The following is a 1,260-nucleotide window of genomic DNA, read 5'->3' on the forward strand; positions in this document are numbered from 1 at the left end:
GCGCCTCCGGCGGGGCGTCCGCGAGCAGCCGGAACCGGACGGCCCGGTCCTGCACGGCGACCCGCTCCAGGACGGCGGCCGGCGGCTCGCCGTCCGGTGCCGGGACCAGCCGGACGCGCAGCACGCCCGCGCCGTACAGCAGTTGGCCCAGCGCGCCGTCGGGGCCGGTGCGGTAGAGCGTGCGGAGCGACTCGTGCCGCTCCAGCAGCGCCCGCACCGCCGCGCCGAAGGCGGCCGGCCCGACCGGGTGGCGCAGCTCCACGGGCAGCGCGATGTTGAAGTAGTGGTCGTCCGGGGCGTACCAGGAGATCGGTGCCCAGATCGTCCGCTGCCCCCAGGTCGCCGGTGCGGCGCCGTGGCTGAGCCCCTCGAAGCGGACCTCCAGCGTTCCGTCCTGCAGTGTCCCGTCCTCCGACCGCCCGTTCCCGGTCCGCCCGTTCCCGAGCCGGCCGTTCTCCCGCCATGTGCCGTCGTCCATCGGCATGTCCCCCGTCACCGCGTCCACCCGAAGTGGTTCAGACCAATAGGTGGCACCGGATCCTAGGCCAACGGCCCGCGCCCGGCTACCGCCCCTCCGGGCGGCGGACGCACGCACCGGAGGCCCGGCTTGCACGGGGCTGCCTCAGAAGCCGGGCACGACGGCGACCGGGCACCCGGCATGGTGCAGGACGGCGTGCGCGACGGGGCCCAGCCGGCCCGCCGGGGTGACGGGGTGGCGGCCGACGACCAGCAGCCGGGCCTTCGACGAGGCCTCGACCAGCAGCATCCCCGCGCCTGCCGGCTCCGTGTCCGGCACGACCTCGACGTCCGGGTGAGCCGCGGCCCACGGTTCGAGGACCCGCGCGAGCAACGCGGCCTCGTCGGCCCGGTATCCGGCGGCGGCCTGCCGCCGGGCGCGGCCCGGGAAGGCGTGCACCGCCCGCAGCGGCAGGCCGTAGCGGCGGGCGGCGCCGAAGGCGAACGCGAGGGCGGCCTCGGCGGGGCGGCGCGCGTCCACGCCGACCACCACGTGCTCCCGCGCCCCCGGCCCCAGGGGCTCCGCCGGGAGGACGACGGTCGGACACCCGGCCCGGGCGGCGGCGTGCAGGGCGGTGGAGCCGACGCGCAGGTCCGGGAAGCCGCCGTCCCCGCGCGCCCCGAGCACCAGCAGTTCGGCGTCCTCGGCGGCCGCCAGTGGTACTTCCAGCGGTACGTCGAGCACCTGCCGGCCGCCGGGGAGATCGTCCTGTTCGACCGCAGCTGGTACAACCGCGCCGGGGT

At 77.6% G+C, this 1,260-nt stretch carries 1 protein-coding gene and 2 pseudogenes; 1 reads left to right on the plus strand and 2 read right to left on the minus strand.

Features of this window, described 5'->3' with window-relative positions; translation table 11 throughout:
- Positions 1-478: pseudogene (locus ABZ885_RS41410) on the minus strand (hypothetical protein); the annotation flags it as partial.
- Between the two features lie 144 nt (positions 479-622).
- The gene (locus ABZ885_RS41415; RefSeq protein WP_360200410.1) at positions 623-1,201 is read right to left on the minus strand and encodes a universal stress protein; all 579 of its coding nucleotides are present in this window, start codon (positions 1,199-1,201) and stop codon (positions 623-625) included.
- On the opposite strand from ABZ885_RS41415, the pseudogene ABZ885_RS41420 reads away from it, so the two are divergent.
- Positions 1,172-1,260 (plus strand): annotated as a pseudogene (locus tag ABZ885_RS41420) (polyphosphate kinase 2); the annotation flags it as partial. The gene ABZ885_RS41415 and the pseudogene ABZ885_RS41420 overlap by 30 nt on opposite strands.

This window comes from Kitasatospora sp. NPDC047058, assembly GCF_040643935.1.
Taxonomy (GTDB): domain Bacteria; phylum Actinomycetota; class Actinomycetes; order Streptomycetales; family Streptomycetaceae; genus Kitasatospora.